At 36.9% G+C, this 15,379-nt stretch carries 14 protein-coding genes; all 14 read left to right on the top strand.

Annotation, left to right across the window (positions count from 1 at the left end; all coding sequences use genetic code 11):
• The first annotated feature begins 26 nt into the window (after nucleotides 1–26).
• Nucleotides 27–2,201 (top strand): type I secretion system permease/ATPase, encoded by a 2,175-nt coding sequence (locus tag ACM9HF_RS13935; protein WP_473609783.1) that lies wholly within the window; start codon nucleotides 27–29, stop codon nucleotides 2,199–2,201.
• Nucleotides 2,202–2,227: 26 nt separating this feature from the next.
• Nucleotides 2,228–3,574, top strand: a complete 1,347-nt coding sequence (locus ACM9HF_RS13930; protein WP_473618309.1) for an HlyD family type I secretion periplasmic adaptor subunit — start codon at nucleotides 2,228–2,230, stop codon at nucleotides 3,572–3,574.
• Nucleotides 3,575–3,600: 26 nt separating this feature from the next.
• Nucleotides 3,601–4,989 carry a TolC family outer membrane protein gene (locus tag ACM9HF_RS13925; protein WP_473609779.1) on the top strand — a complete coding sequence of 463 codons (1,389 nt, stop codon included), beginning with the start codon at nucleotides 3,601–3,603 and terminating at the stop codon, nucleotides 4,987–4,989.
• Nucleotides 4,982–5,626 (top strand): OmpA family protein, encoded by a 645-nt coding sequence (locus ACM9HF_RS13920; protein ID WP_473609775.1) that lies wholly within the window; start codon nucleotides 4,982–4,984, stop codon nucleotides 5,624–5,626. Before ACM9HF_RS13925 ends, ACM9HF_RS13920 begins: the two co-directional genes overlap by 8 nt.
• A 15-nt stretch (nucleotides 5,627–5,641) precedes the next feature.
• Nucleotides 5,642–6,349, top strand: coding sequence for a transglutaminase-like cysteine peptidase (locus ACM9HF_RS13915; protein ID WP_473609770.1), 708 nt, complete (start codon nucleotides 5,642–5,644; stop codon nucleotides 6,347–6,349).
• Nucleotides 6,350–6,353: 4 nt separating this feature from the next.
• Nucleotides 6,354–8,276, top strand: a complete 1,923-nt coding sequence (locus ACM9HF_RS13910; RefSeq protein ID WP_473609766.1) for a bifunctional diguanylate cyclase/phosphodiesterase — start codon at nucleotides 6,354–6,356, stop codon at nucleotides 8,274–8,276.
• A 232-nt stretch (nucleotides 8,277–8,508) separates the two neighbouring features.
• Complete coding sequence (locus ACM9HF_RS13905) at nucleotides 8,509–9,855, top strand: sigma-54-dependent transcriptional regulator (protein WP_473609761.1); 1,347 nt, start codon at nucleotides 8,509–8,511, stop codon at nucleotides 9,853–9,855.
• Nucleotides 9,856–9,872: 17 nt separating this feature from the next.
• Nucleotides 9,873–10,085 carry a histidine kinase gene (locus ACM9HF_RS13900; RefSeq protein WP_473609754.1) on the top strand — a complete coding sequence of 71 codons (213 nt, stop codon included), beginning with the start codon at nucleotides 9,873–9,875 and terminating at the stop codon, nucleotides 10,083–10,085.
• Between the two features lie 22 nt (nucleotides 10,086–10,107).
• The gene (locus ACM9HF_RS13895; protein ID WP_473609750.1) at nucleotides 10,108–11,586 is read left to right on the top strand and encodes a sensor histidine kinase; all 1,479 of its coding nucleotides are present in this window, start codon (nucleotides 10,108–10,110) and stop codon (nucleotides 11,584–11,586) included.
• Nucleotides 11,587–11,596: 10 nt separating this feature from the next.
• A complete protein-coding gene (locus ACM9HF_RS13890; protein WP_473609747.1) occupies nucleotides 11,597–12,049 on the top strand; it encodes a response regulator in 453 nt (150 codons plus the stop codon).
• Nucleotides 12,050–12,093: 44 nt separating this feature from the next.
• Nucleotides 12,094–14,100, top strand: coding sequence for a response regulator (locus ACM9HF_RS13885; RefSeq protein WP_473609743.1), 2,007 nt, complete (start codon nucleotides 12,094–12,096; stop codon nucleotides 14,098–14,100).
• A gap of 196 nt (nucleotides 14,101–14,296) precedes the next feature.
• Nucleotides 14,297–14,473: a DUF1328 family protein gene (locus tag ACM9HF_RS13880; RefSeq protein ID WP_076420663.1), complete on the top strand. Its 177-nt coding sequence runs from the start codon at nucleotides 14,297–14,299 to the stop codon at nucleotides 14,471–14,473.
• Nucleotides 14,474–14,533: 60 nt separating this feature from the next.
• Nucleotides 14,534–14,782 (top strand): hypothetical protein, encoded by a 249-nt coding sequence (locus ACM9HF_RS13875; RefSeq protein ID WP_473609738.1) that lies wholly within the window; start codon nucleotides 14,534–14,536, stop codon nucleotides 14,780–14,782.
• A 107-nt stretch (nucleotides 14,783–14,889) separates the two neighbouring features.
• Nucleotides 14,890–15,351 (top strand): hypothetical protein, encoded by a 462-nt coding sequence (locus ACM9HF_RS13870; protein ID WP_473609735.1) that lies wholly within the window; start codon nucleotides 14,890–14,892, stop codon nucleotides 15,349–15,351.
• Nucleotides 15,352–15,379 lie beyond the last annotated feature (28 nt).

Here is a 15,379-nt window from a genome sequence, read left to right as displayed (position 1 = left end):
ATTATGTTTTAAGGAATGTAAATTCAGTGCAACCCTCTGCTAAACCTTCATCGCAATGGACTATAAATGCCTCACAGCGGTTAAATTCTGATCCACTGCTTGATAGCTTAGTATTACTTACCGAGCATTTTGGTAACCCATGCTCTCCTGAAGCACTCGTTGCAGGGCTCCCCCTCTCCAGTAATCACATAACTCCAGAGCTACTTCCACAAGCAGCTTCAAGAGCGGGACTCAGTGCAAAATTAGTACGTAAAGGTTTGAACGAATTACCATCAATGTTGTTGCCTTGTATCTTAATGCTAAAAGATAAAAAATCCTGCGTCTTACAAGAACTCAATATTGAAGAAAATAAAGCGATTGTTACCTTACCTGAAACAGGTGGAGAAGAACGACTTACCATTGAAGAATTAGAGTCTAATTTTGTTGGTTATTTGTTCTTAATTAAACAACAATATCGTGGTGACCGAAATTTTGATGTTCATATCAGCGACTCTACAGAACATTGGCTATTACAACATCTTAAAGCGGCTGCTCCAATATATCGCGATGTGATTATTGCCTCTATCATGGTGAATATATTTGCTTTAGTTTCACCGCTTTTTGTGATGAATATTTACGACAAAGTGGTGCCTAACTTAGCTTTTGAATCACTGTGGGTACTCGCCATTGGTGCAGGGATTGCCTATATTTTTGACTTTATATTAAAACAATTACGTGGCTACCTTATTGATGTAGCCGGTAAAAAAATTGATATTGAAGTCTCATCTAAACTTTTTGCAAAAGTCATTGGTATCCCACTCGAAAAGCGATCACCAAGTGTTGGTGGAATGGCTAAGCAACTCAGTGAATTTGACAACGTCAGAGAGTTTTTATCATCCGCCACTATTACCGCTTTAGTTGACTTACCCTTCGCCTTTTTATTTATGTTTTGCATATGGTTAGTTGCTGGAGACCTTGTGCTCTTCCCTATTATTGCCACCATATTAATTATTGGTTACACCATTATAAAGCAACCTAAATTACGAGCTGCCATAGAAGAAAGTAACAAATTTTCTGGATTACGCCACGGACACTTAGTTGAATGTCTTAGCGCCTTAGAGTCAATTAAAGCCAATGGTGCAGAAGGTGTAGTACAAAACGCATGGCAACAAATGATCGGCCACACATCAACCTGGTTACTTAAATCAAAAATAATCACAAATTCAGTTATTAATTTTGCCAGCTTTATTTTACAAATCTCGGTTGTAGCAGTCGTAGTTTTAGGCGTATATCGTGTTTCAGATAACCTGATATCTATGGGGGGAATTATTGCCGCAGTAATGTTAACAGGTAGAGCAATCTCCCCTATAGCAAAACTCGCAGGCTTAATGACACGTTCTAATCAAACCATCAGCGCACTAAGGCAGCTCACCACCTTAATGGATCAAGAAGGTGAGTTTGAAGATAAAGCTCATCTACCTAGCCGTACAAAACTGTCAGGAAATATATCAGCAGAAAACATAGCATTTAAATACCCAACGGCTGATCATGAAGCATTACAACAATTATCGATTAACATTAAACAAGGTGAAAAAATTGCCATTGTGGGTCGAAATGGCTCAGGTAAAACCACCTTAGCTAAATTATTATTAGGCCTTTACCAAACTACATCTGGAAGCATACGTTTCGATGGTTTAAACCATCAGCAAATTCACCCAAGTGACTTACGTAGAAATTTTGGCTATTTACCTCAAGACATCACACTTTTTCATGGTACCGTTCGCGACAATATATTATTTGGCACACGACAAGTGACCGAATATCAGCTGATCAGGGCAGTGCAACTTTCAGGAGTCAGCAGTTTTACTGATAATGAATCTCAAGGGCTTGATCGTCAAGTAGGCGAAAACGGTATTGCTTTATCTCGTGGACAACGCCAATCAATAGCCTTAGCCAGAGCCATTTTAAATGCACCACAAATATTATTGTTAGACGAACCCACCGCAAGCCTTGATGCTCGAGCCGAAAAACAATTTATCCAATCAATTGCAGCAACAGCAAAAGACAAAACATTACTACTCATTACTCATAAAATGGATCTATTACACTTAGTCGACCGTATTATTATTTTAGAAAAAGGTAAATTAGTGATTGATGGCCCTAAAAATACTGTATTGGAGCAACTTAAAGGCGGAAAAATAGATCAGGAGGTTTCACTTTGAAGAAAGTAAGCCAACAAGATTTAGACATGGCAGACGATGTATACGGCGCACTATTAACTGAAGTACCCAGTTTGCATCGATTAACAATTTGGGCAATGGCTGGCTTACTCTTTAGCTTTATTGTTTGGGCAAATTTTGCGGCATTAGAACAAGTTACCTCAGGTTCAGGAAAAGTAATACCTTCGTCTCAGCTACAAATTATTCAAAGTTTAGATGGTGGCGTATTACAAAAACTATTTGTACAAGAAGGTATGCAAGTAACCAAAGGTCAACCTATAGCCAGAATTGACGATACCCGATTTCGTTCTGACTTTGCCGAACAAAAACAAGAAGTTGATAGCTTAAGAGCCAACATTATTCGTTTAAGAGCCGAACTTTCAAGCATCATTATTGGCACAAACGACGACTGGCGATTGCAAATAGACTTAAAAAAACAAGTGCCACAATATCCGGAAGATCTTAATCTTAACGCCGAATTTATGGTTCAACGACAACAAGATGAATATACAGGAAGACTTGACAACCTAATCAATCAACTCGCTATACAAAGCCAACAGATACAACAAAGAGAACAAGAAATAGCCGAATTAGACTCTAAAATAGAAACCATGGAAATTAGCTATAATTTAGCCACCAAAGAACTTGATCTCACTCGACCATTAGCAGAAAGAAACATAGTGTCTAAAATAGAATTATATAAATTAGAACGCAGTGTAAACGAGTTAAAAGGTGAATTAAGCGCCATTCGCTTACTTTCTCCTAAATTAAAATCCTCTTTACAAGAATCTATCTTAAACCGTCGTGAAACAGCATTAAAATATCGTGCTGATGCAAGAGCTCAACTTAATGAACTACAAAATAAACTTTCTAGAATTAATGAATCGCAAGTTGGCGCTCAAGACAAAGTCACAAAAGCATTAATCGTATCCCCCGTTGTAGGTACCATTAAAACTATACATATTAATACGCTAGGGGGTGTTGTAAAATCAGGAGAAACTATTGCGGAAATAGTACCAACCGAAGATATGTTAATGGTTGAAGCAAAAATAAAACCTCGAGATATCGCTTTTATTTATCCTGGGTTACCCGCTGTAGTTAAAATAACCGCTTATGATTTTGCAAGATATGGCGGTTTAACTGGAGAAGTCGTACATATTAGTGCAGACACCACACAAGATGAAGAAGGTAACAGTTTTTATTTGATCAGAGTAAAAACTGATGCCTCAAGTATAAAAAATAGCAATAACGAAGACATGCCTATCATTCCAGGCATGATGACTGATGTAGATGTAATAACCGGGAAACGTACAGTATTGGAATATATATTGAATCCTATATTACGAGCAAAACAATCAGCATTACGAGAACGATAGGTAATCATTAATAACATGGAACATTTATGAAAATAAACAAGTTCAGTATGAGCAAAGTAGGCATTATAAGTTTAATTAGCTTATCTACATTATGTTCTCTCCAAGTCAACTCCCAAAGTTTAGAGTCAGCCGTTGCGCATGCATTAGATTCTCATCCTGACATTCGCCAATCTTTTGCCCGTTTTAAATCGAAAGAAGAAGATGTTAATCGCGCATCGGCAGGATATTTACCCACAATAGATTTAACCGCAGGATACGGTTATGAATACACCGACAGCCCAGGAAATCGTAGAAGCGCCCTTAATTTTGATGATGGAAAAACAGAATTAAAACGTGGCGAAATTGGCGTTAGCTTAAGACAAGTTATTTTTGATGGCATGTTTACCAGCAGTGAAGTAGATCGCACCAAACACGAAGCCAATGCTGAAAAATGGGCATTAGTAGCTACAGCTGAAGATCTCGCTTTAGAAGTAACAAAAGCTTATATAAATTACTTAAAAGCTGATGAAATGATCGCTTTAGCAGAAAAAAACGTAGTTTCTCATCAAGAAATATATGAACGTATAAAAGAGCGTACCGACTCAGGTTTAGGCAGCATAGCTGATTTATCACAAGTAACAGGCCGAGTCGCTCGCGCTCAATCAAACCTAATTGCAGCACGTAATAATCAATTAGATGCAAGAGCTCAATTTATTCGATTAACCAATGATCTACCTAAAGACTTAGTGCTTCCAGTGCCAGATGCAGACATGCTGCCTAAAGATAAAAGCACAGGATTAGACTTTGCCATTGAAAACCATCCTGTTATTAAATCTGCACAGCAAGATATTAACGCAGCACAATCGTTTAAAAAGTCAGTTAAAGCCAGTTACTACCCTGAATTAGCTTTAGAACTTGGCGCTAATTCATATAACGACATTGATGGCGAAAGTGGCTTAAACCGTTTTGGTCCTAATGTTGGTGGGCACCGTAATGAAGTTAGTGCCATGTTACGCTTAAAATATAACTTTTTTTCAGGTGGTAAAGATGTTGCACAAGAACGCAGTGCCGCCTATAAAATAAGTGAAGCAAGAGAAATAAACTACAGCGCTCATCGCCAAGTAACTGAAAGCTATGAACTTGCGTGGAATGCTTTTGAAATGTTAGCTTTACAAAAAAAATATATTAAACAACATATAATTACCTCGAAAGAAACACAATTAGCCTACCAAGATCAGTTTAGTTTAGGCCAAAGAAACTTATTAGATTTACTTGATACAGAAAACGAATTATTCGAAGCAAGAAAAGACTACCTAGACGCTGACTTTAATGAATTAAATGCGCAATATAGATTACTCAATGTTACCGGCCAATTACTTGATTCACTACGAGTAACACGCTCAATAGCATGGCAAGGAGAGCACAACTATGAATAAGCTAACAACAATACATAGTAAATCCAACAACGCACTCAAGCTGCTTATTACGTCGTTAGCGCTAATGTTGATAACCTCTTGTGCTACTCAACCTATAGTCGTTATAGAAGACCCTGTTAAGCAACTAAAAAATTTAGATGATTATGACAGTGATGGTGTAATAGAAGCACGTGATAAATGTGCTGACACCGTATTGGGGGCCAGTATCGATAATTACGGATGTGGCACACAAAAACAATTCAATGATCCTTTAAATATTGATATCAAATTTGCCAATAACTCTTACGAAGTACCTCAAACAGCCTATAGTAAAATTAAAGCGTTAGCTGACTTTTTAACTGAAAATGAAGATGTTAACGTAGTTATTGAAGGACATACCAGCAAAGTGGGTATGCAAGATCTTAATCAAACACTATCAGAAAACCGAGCAAACGCCATTCTACTTGTGTTAGTGAATGAATTTAATATTGATAAGAAACGTGTTGCCTCTTTCGGTTATGGTTTTAATCGATTAGAAGTAGAAGGAGACACGCCCGAAGCACATGCTATTAACCGTCGTATTATGGCAAAAGTAAACACGGTTAAACGTATTGACGATATGAAATGGACAATTTATACCGTTAATCAAGCATTGTAACCCTTTGAGAGTAATATGAAGATAAGCTGCTTTTTAACAGCAATGTTATCAAAGTTCATTCAAGTATTACTCTTTAGTATGCTATTGCTATCTATGCTCTATGCGGCTCCTCTAGCGCCATTAGACGGTGAAAAAATCGTACAATCTTTAGAAAAAAGTTACGGAACTCGAGCAGGAAAGCGCGGCAAAGCATGGATGAAATTAATGACGCCAACACCAGATCAATCTGAAATAGAGCGATTAAAAAAGGTGAACAACTTTTTTAATTTATTTCACTTTATTGATGATATAAAACTATGGGGTGTTAAAAATTATTGGGCGACTCCTGTCGAATTTATTGGTGTAAATGGTGGTGATTGTGAAGATTATTCTATTGCTAAATATTTTACACTGCTGGAACTCGGTATTCCCGACGATAAAATGAAGATCACTATGGTTAAAGCCGTAAACCTTAATCAATATCATATGGTTTTAGCCTATTACGATACACCCAGCTCTGTCCCATTAATTTTAGATAATATTGACGGACGAATAAAGCCGGCAACGCAACGTAACGACTTAGTACCAATATACAGTTTTAATGGTAGTCAGTTATGGCTCAATAAAGAAAAAGGTCGTGGCGTACTTAGCGGTACATCTTCACGACTTAAAAGATGGCGCGATCTTCGTCAACGTATAAATACTTCAACCCTTAAACAACCTAAGCTAAAGCTGGAGTTTTAAAGCAATGACCCTATTTAGACAAATAAACTCATTATTGTTTGGATTATTTCTCTTAGTAATGACCAGCTTGGTTTACTTCCAGTTTAACCAAACCAAAGACTTTATGAGCCAGCAAATGGCCTCAGATCTCAATAACACCATGACATCATTAGGTTTGATGCTGCAACCCCATATAGAAACAGGCGATATGGTATCTGCGGAAACGCTCGTTAATGTTATTTTTGAAGGCGGGTTTTATCGTAAAGTGACCCTAACATGGTTAGTTGATGGTAAAGAGCAAGTATGGGAAAACCCTATCGTTATTGAAGGCGTACCTCAATGGTTTGTTGATTTAAATTTATTTAAAGTACAAAAAAAAGAAAGTGTTATAACCTCAGGCTGGATGCAACTCGCCAAGCTTGAAATAGAAGCTCACCCCGCCCATGGGTACCAAGAATTATGGCGCATAATGAATGATACCATCATGGTATTATCTTTCCTCTTTATCGTTTCTATTTTTGCTCTAAGACTCAGACTAAACCGTATTTTAAAACCATTAAATGGTGTTGCGGTTCAAGCAAGAGAAATAGCACAACGAAAATTTGGCCAAGATATAAAACTTCCTAAAACTGCCGAATTACAAGAACTTGTTATTGCAATTAACTCAATGTCATCTCAGCTACAGCAAGTATTTTCAACACTCGATCAAGAAGTCAGCGAGCTAAAAGAAGACAAGCTCATTGATCAAGTATCTCAACTACCTAACCGCCAATACCTATCTGCCCAACTGAATAACTGGCTTAACGAGCCTGGTTACGGCGGCCTTATTTTAGCGAAATTTGATTGGTTAGAAGAGGTTTACAGCAAATACGGTTATCAGGGGCGCGATGAAATTATTAGAGTGTTATCTAATAGAATGAAAACAGAGTTACCTGAAATTGCAGACAGCATAATTACGCGTGTTACCAATACCGAATTTGCATTTTTGATCACCAAAGCCGAGCATCACCAAATTGAAAAATACCTGCAAACACTCATTCGACTGATCAATCAAGAAATTACCAAAGCTGGCTGTTTGCCAAATACTGACTTTTACTTAGGTATTAGTGAACGTATAGAAAACATGCAACCTTCAGACTTAATGTCGCAAACAGATAATGCACTACAACAAGCGCACCGCGAGAATAAAATCAGTCACTGGATCGATACGCAACAAACACAAAAATATAGTCGCGAACAATGGCGTAATAAATTAGAAGATGCCATTAACAACAACCACTTCGTATTTCAGTGGCAAAAAATATGTAACATGCCCGCGAAAGATATTATTCAACGCGAAATTTATTGTCGGCTAAACATAGATGATCAAACAGTTAGCGCTGCAGAGTTTATGCCCTTTATTGAATTGTTATCACTGGGTAGCCAACTCGACAAGTGCTTGCTAGAAACCATTGAAAAACAAAATATTTTAAGCTTATCTCAACAACCTGTAGCTATAAACTTAACCCACGACAGTCTTTTAGACACCGGTTTTGCACAATGGCTGGGTGAGTTTCTTAAAGAATCATCTCATGTTGATCGTATTTTATTTGAAATACCCGAGTCTGCTCTGCTCAACAACTTTGACCAATGTAATTACATCGCCCAAATAATAAAAGCGGCAGGCGCAAAAGTTGGAATAGATCAATGTGGCCGTCAAATTGGCTCTCTCGATTATTTACGTAAACTTCAACCTGACTATATTAAATTAGATCAGTCTTTTGCTTTTTATGAAAAGTTAAATCAAAACAACGAACTATGCCGTGCCTTAATGAGTGTGGCTAAAGGCTTAAAAATTGAGGTGATCATCACAGGAATTGAAGACCAAGAGCAACTTGCACACTTTGTCTCATTAAGAGCTGATGGCTACCAAGGTTACATATCAGCGCCTGAAGATATTAACTTATAAAAACAAGACAAGTTCATCGTGGCGGCCTCAACAAACCGTCACGACTTCCATCTCCTATTACGCTTCCTCCCTAAAATTATTTCAGAAGACATAAACTTTTACCTTTCAAAAAGAATAAGTGATCGTTTTTTTCCTAAACACTGTATTATATATTTATTGTATTAATACCAATTGAACACCCTGCAAATAGAGTGAACCAATGCATTAAGCTAAACCACAAAAAAGGATGCTCGTGTTAAATATATTACTGGTTGACGACGATGAGGAATTTACCAACGTCGCATGTCACATTATTGAATTTCTAGGTCATGACACTTCAACGGCAAGTTCTTTAGAAGAGGCTTATCAGGTATTAGAATTTAACGATTTTGACCATATATTTTTAGATTTTATGCTACCCGATGGGAGTGGCTTACACTTAATTGATCACATCAACAAATCAGAAAAGTCACCCTATATCACCCTAATCACAGGGCATCCACTTGTTAAAGGTATGCTCAGTAGTTTATGTGGTCCAAAAATCGGTTATTTAGCTAAACCATTACAACGCGAAGATTTAGAGCAAGCCCTATCGCATAAAGCTAAAAAAATCCCTAGCAAAAAAAATAATTCATCTATGCCCACTAAGCATTTTGATTGTTTAATTGGCGAGTCAAAAGCAATGCAAGAACTTTACACCATGGTAGAGCGTGTAGCACAAACTCAAGCCAATGTAATGCTGATGGGTGAAAGTGGCGTAGGTAAAGAGGTAGTAGCACAAGCTATACATTACGCGACCAACAAAGCTAATAATAGTGAACATCAACTAGTCGCTAGCAACTGTGGGGCAATTTCAAAAGATCTTATTACTAGCGAATTGTTTGGCCATGAAAAAGGCGCATTCACTGGCGCTATAGCGAAAAAAGAAGGTGTTTTTCAACGAGCAGGTAACGGCACCTTATTTTTAGACGAAGTCACCGAAATGCCAATAGACCTGCAACCTAACTTATTGCGTGTACTCGAAAATAAAAAAGTAACACCTGTTGGGGGCACTAAAGAAATAGACGTTAATTGTCGCGTAATTTCAGCATCTAATCGGTCCGTTGCTGAAATCGCTGAAAAAAAATACCTGAGAGAAGATATTTATTTTCGACTTGCTGTTTTTCCTATTTCAATTCCTGCACTACGTGAACGTAAAGAAGATATTCCCTTATTAGCCAACACCTTTTTAAACGAATTGAATAACGAATACGATCGAAACCATCAATGGGATGCAACGCAATTACAACGACTTGTTGATTACGACTGGCCCGGTAACGTACGCGAACTACGTCATACTATTCATCGTGCTTTTATAATGTCTGAACCACAATCGTCATCAGTTGAGTTACCTAAAGACTTCCGCTCGCCCTTCTCTTCAATATCCGAACAAAAACACAGCTTAACCGCGGGCCAAACCATTGAAGATGTTGAAAAAGAGTTAATAAAAGTTACTCTAGCCGATGTTGACGGCAACAAATCCTTAGCCGCAGAAATGTTAGGCATTAGCACTAAAACACTCTACAACCGCTTACATGCTTACGGCGAATTTAAAGAGTAATATTAAAGGTATTAATAATGAGTCAAAACAACGAAGTACAATCAAAGAATATTAACGAGCTTATTCATGATGCTCGAGCTCCGTTGAATAGAATATCAATGCAAGCCGAACTCATTAAATTGGTACTTGAAAACGGAATGCCGCCTGAAAAAGCATTAGAAGCTGCCAATAAAATTATTGACTCGTGCCAAGAATGTAGCCAATGCTTAGAACAAATTTCAAACAAGTAATACACATTAAATAGGTATTTACATGTCAACCATCAAACAATTATTAGATAATAAAAAGGTTTCATGGGCGTTAGTTTTTGTTATCGTTATTGGGGTTATTAGTATTAATGTAACCCTTGCTATTAAAACCATTGACGAACTAGCCAAAACCCAAAAAGGCCTAACCAATACGGGCGAAGTTATTTTGGCTTTAGACAAGTTACATATTCTTGTTTTATCGGCAGAAACAGGGCAACGTGGTTACTTATTAACTGAAAACGAAGACTATTTAGCGCCCTACGAAGAAGCCATTTCTCAAGTTATGAATCAAATCAAAGAAGTTAAAAAACTTCGTTTAGATATGGTTGGCCTAGAAAGCAAACAAATTGAATTACTAAGCTTAGTTGAGCAAAAATTAATAGAGCTCAGCTTTACTGTTGATTTAGCCTTAAACGATAAAGAAAAACGCGCGCTTAGTGCCGTACTGACCGGAAGAGGAAAGAACTTTTATAATGAAATAAAAGCCCATTTCGATAAATTACAAAATGCTGAAATAAAACACCGAAATCATCTATACCAAAAACTAGAACTTATTGAAAAAGAAGCAAAATTTACTTTTAGCATATCAGCTATTACCAGTTTTTTATTATTGCTTGGTTTATGGGTGTTGGTTAGAGTTAACAACAAAACAGAACAACAATACAAAAACTCCTTAGAAGAACAAAATATAAAACTAGCGGACGAAGTAAAAGCACGCACCAAAGAACTTACCTTATACGCAGAAGAGCTAGCACGTAGTAACCGTGAATTAGAAGACTTCGCTTTTGTCGCCTCGCACGATCTACAAGAACCGTTACGCAAAATAAGAGCTTTTGGTGACCGGTTAATGACCAGCTACGCATCAACGATAGATCCTAAAGGGCAAGACTACCTAAAACGCATGTATAATGCCGCCGAACGTATGTCTAACTTAATCAGCGACTTGTTAGAGTACTCACGCATAAATACGCGAGGAAAAGCTTTTGTTGTTGTATCTCTTGATCAAGTCATACACGATGTAATAGACGATTTAGAAGTTGCCATTGATGAAAGTTCAGCCACCATTCAAACAACTCATTTACCGGAGATTAATGGCGACATAACACAGCTTAATCAGTTGTTTTTAAACTTATTAAGTAATGCTATTAAGTTTAAACAAGACGATACGCCCCCTATTATTAGCATCAGTTATAAAGAAAACTCTGTATTCGATTCCATATTAAAAAAAGACAGCCTCTGGTACGAAATAACCATAAAAGACAATGGCATTGGTTTTTCACAAGAGTTTGAAGACAAAATATTTATCCCGTTTCAACGACTACACACACGTAGTCAATACAAAGGAACAGGTATAGGCCTAGCAATATGTAGACGAATTGTTGAACGCCATGGCGGCGAGATATCCGTAAAAAGTGAAATAAATTCAGGCACTGAATTCACTATAAAAGTCCCACATAATTTCACGTTTACCACAACCAGCTAAGAGCACGAATATGAATACTAAAGCAATAACCATTTTAATAGCGGACGACGATGAAGACGATAGGCTATTAACACAAGACGCTTTAACAGAAAGCCGCGTACTGAATACGCTATACAGCGTTGAAGATGGCGTAGAACTACTTGAATACCTAAATCGAGAAGGAAAATATCAAGATAAAACCTTATCACCTAGGCCCAATCTGATCTTGCTTGATTTAAATATGCCACGTAAAGACGGGCGAGAAGCGTTAAAAGAAATAAAAAGTAATCCAGAACTAAAAGGCATTCCCGTTGTTATATTAACCACATCAAAGCAAGAAGAAGATAAAGTTAAAGGTTACAACTTAGGTGCAGCTTCATACATTACCAAACCGGTTAATTTTGAAGGCCTAGTTGATCTCATGAAAACATTAGGTAAATATTGGATTGAATTTGTCGAGTTTCCCGTATCGGAAGACAAGTAATAAATTAAACAATTTAAGTAACCACTTGGCGATAATGATCAGTTATGAATAACCCAATAAAAAGCGTATTGTTAGTAGAAGATGACGAAGACGATTACCTATTAACCAGTGATTATCTTCAACAAGTTTCAACCTATCAATTTGATATTCAATGGACTGACAGCTCCGTTGAAGCGCTAGAGTTACTTAAACAAAATAAGCACGACATCTGCCTACTTGACTATCAATTAGGCTCAATTAATGGTTTGTCGGTACTAAAACAAGCGATTAATGCCGGCTGTACCATACCTATCATTATGTTAACCGGCCAATCCGACAATCAACTTGATAACGACGCCCTAGATGCTGGGGCTGTTGATTACGTTGTAAAATCAGAGCTTAACACCACACGTTTTCATCGTGCTATTCGCTATGCACTGTCTCGAAAAGAAATTGAAAACGAACGCTTAGAGCGTATTAAAGCCGAAACCCGTAGTCGTTCTAAAGACAAATTTGTTGCCCATCTTAGTCATGAGCTACGTACACCATTAACCTCTATTTTAGGCTATACCGAGCTCTTATTATTCAATAAAGAAAACAGCCATATTCATGCTGAATTAAGCACTATTTTAGACAATGGCAAACATTTATTAGGTTTATTAAATAACGTACTCGACCTTTCAAAAATTGCCGCCGATAAGCTTGAACTCAACTACACCCATATCGCATTAGACAACTTCATTATTGACTTGTACGCCTTAATGTCAGTAACCGCTCAAGATAAAGGTATCGTACTAAAAATAAATGCTAAAACACCACTACCGCTACACATTAATGCTGATGCAATACGATTAAGACAAGTGTTTATTAACCTTATCCATAACGCTATAAAATTTACCGACAAAGGTTCAGTTACTGTAGATATATGGTTAGAGCGTAGCAACAATAAAAACACCTTACATTTTACAATTACCGATACAGGTATTGGTATTCCTACACATTTACTTGCCACAATATTTAAACCTTTTGAACAAGTGGAAGATATTGTTTCACGTAACGAAGAAGGAGCCGGCTTAGGTTTAGCTATTTGTTGTGAACTATTAAAACAAATGGATGGAACAATAGAGGTAGAATCAACAGAAAATGTTGGCAGCAAATTTATTATTACCCTTGAGTTAGGCGATATATCTCATACCACCGTTGCGCCTTTATCTTTTAACCGAATACACTCACAAGCCACAACAGAAAACTTCCCTCAAATTACCGGACACGTATTAATTGTTGACGACTTAAAAGATATTCGAAATCTTATTGGTTTTATTTGCCGATCGTTTGGTTTAAAAACCTCGTTTGCCGTTAATGGCGAACATGCCATCACTAAAATTTTAGAAGCTCAAGAACAAGGTAACCCTTTTAACAGCATACTTATGGATATTCATATGCCTGTTTTAGATGGTAAACGTACTATTTTAAAACTAAGAGAAATGGGCATAACCACACAAATAGTTGCCGTTACAGCAGCAACAATGAAAGGCGTACATCAAGAACTGAAAAGCTTAGGTTTTAACGACGTAGTTGCAAAACCGATAGATAAACACGTTTTATATCAATCGTTAACACAAAGCTTAGCGAATAATAAAAATGCAAGAGTGCAAATAAAATCGCTTGAACAACCGATAAACAATGTATCTAATGCAACAGAAAACGCCGCATCGCCCTCAACACATTTTTTAATTATTGAAGACGATAAAGACGCCGCACAAGTTACCGCCTTACTCCTTAATAACTTAAATATTGAAGCAAGTATTGCCCACAGCGCAGCAGAAGCAACAACACTTTTAACACAAAACGAAGGGCTATCTAACCACCAATACGACCAAATATTATTAGATATAAACCTACCCGACGCTAATGGTTTAGCCTTGTCTAAACAATTACGCATACTCTCACCTAACAGTAAAATCACCATTATTAGTGGCAACGCAATCAGCCAAGACGTACTAACCGAATTTTCAATTGATCAAGCACTGCTTAAACCCATCAACTTAACTATGCTTAAACAAATAACTTAAAACTCCCCCTTCATTCACCAATAAACCTCAATTGTGAAAATTATACATTTTCACCCTGTAAAGTTTACTTTTATATATTCACGCCACGTCAAAATAAAAACAAAAACAGCTAAAAAAACAACAACTTAACCATTGGCATAACTCTCGCATTATCATTATTGAAAACACTTATTAACAAATCTAAAAGGAGAAACATATGTTAGGTTGGGCATTAACCTTTTTTGTTATAGCAATTATTGCAGCTATCTTTGGTTTTGGCGGCATCGCAGGAGCAGCAGCTGGTGTAGCAAAAATTATATTTTTTATTTTTGTCGTATTGTTGGTTATCTCATTAATTTCCAATGCTATACGAGGTAAAGCACCAAAAGCTTAAGTAACGTATTAACTGAATATATTAAACATAAACACATTTATTTTTTAACGGAGAATGACTATGACTATTAACAAAAACAAATCATTACTATTATTAACAATTATCGCGGCTTTAGGTTTAAGTGCTTGTACAGAGCAAAAAGCAGAAACAGCAGGTGAAAAAGTTGATGAAGTAGTTTTAGACGCTAAAAATGCAGCCTCTGATGCAGGCGACTCAATTAAAGACGCTGCAACAGATGCAGGTAACGCGATTGAAGATGCTTGTGAAAATGTAAAAGAAGGTTTAAAAGCTAAAGATCAAGACTGTTAATTTTAGCTTCATCCTAAAACACACTATCACCTTTAGGTCATAGTGTGTTTTTCATTAAAAACACACTGTTCATACCAAACACCTGATCAGTAACAGGAATATAACTCATGAACAATACAGTCAGCCTACTTATTAAAAACACTTTTGCCACCCTATTCACCTTTATATTTTTAGGGTTAGCTGCAGCCATTTTATTCTCTTTAGTGATTAATATATCTACGGCTATATTGAACGGCTCCGATATTATGGAAATGTTTTTAAGTAGTATAAATACTGGAGTCATTGGATTAGCGGTATTTGAACTCGCTCTCGTGATAAATAAAGAATATGTAAATAATACGCCAGATAAAAAAGAAGATGACGCGATTACCGTATTAAGAAGAACATTGCCTAGATTTATAGGTATGGTATGCGTTGCTTTATCGCTTGAAGGATTAATAATGGTAATAAAATATAGCCAGCTAGATCTTGCAGGTAACCTATACTACCCAGTAGCCATAATAACTTCCACGGCACTTTTGTTAACCGCATTAGGGCTCTTTTTACACCTAACCCGCAAGCCTAACTAAAACACTTAACTTTAAAGTTTTCAGCCTA

It is taken from the genome of Colwellia sp. RE-S-Sl-9 (assembly GCF_048296855.1).
GTDB lineage: Bacteria > Pseudomonadota > Gammaproteobacteria > Enterobacterales > Alteromonadaceae > Pseudocolwellia.
This window is presented reverse-complemented; position numbering and strand designations above follow the sequence as displayed.